This window comes from Mycobacterium sp. 1245852.3 (assembly GCF_001669335.1).
Classification (GTDB): Bacteria; Actinomycetota; Actinomycetes; order Mycobacteriales; family Mycobacteriaceae; genus Mycobacterium; species Mycobacterium europaeum_A.
The window spans coordinates 1-652 of record NZ_LZLL01000420.1 but is presented as its reverse complement, the minus strand read 5'-3'; the positions used below and the strand labels follow the sequence as shown (position 1 = coordinate 652).

Here is a 652-nt window from a genome sequence, read left to right as displayed (position 1 = left end):
ACATGATCGAGGTCAGCGAGCGTGCTCGCCGCGGATGTTCGATGGCCAGCGTTTGAGCGATCATGCCGCCCAGTGAGCCGCCGACGACGTTGGTGCTTTCCCAGCCGAGGTCATCGAGGACCGCGATCACATCCCCGGCCATGTCGCTCAATGAATATCGAGCTGCTTTGCGTGGGCGCACGATCACTTCGCACGCGCTGGGTGCGCCGAGATGAGTCAGGTGGGTGGACAGGCCGACATCGCGATTGTCCATTCGCGCGACCTGGAACCCCCGTGCGACAAGCGCGCGGCAGAAGTCGTTGTGCCAGAGCAGCATTTGCATACCGAGACCCATGAGAAGCAGCAGCGGTCTCCCGGTGCTTGGACCGAATACCTCGTAGGCCAGCGACACATCGGCGTTGTGGGCGCGGCCCGGTGTGGTTTCCTGAAGCACGTTAGGCGTTCCTTTCGGCGCAGCGGTGCCGATTAAGCCTAACCCAAACCGTTCACATGTGAACAGTTGAGACGAGAACTTTCTGAAGGTTTACTGGGGCCATGGCATCGACGGGCAGGCCCTACAGCGAGTTCGGTTACTACTTGCACCGCGTCGCTGCCCTGCTCGACAAGCGCGGAGACAACATGTTTCGCGAGCAACTGGGGATCAGCCTGCGCC

General features: G+C 61.3%; 1 protein-coding gene. It reads right to left on the bottom strand.

From position 1 onward, the window contains the following. Window positions 1–433, bottom strand: a 433-nt coding sequence (locus A9W96_RS18780; RefSeq protein WP_156765313.1) for an alpha/beta fold hydrolase, incomplete at its 3' end; no start/stop codon positions are given. Between the last annotated feature and the right edge of the window lie 219 nt (window positions 434–652).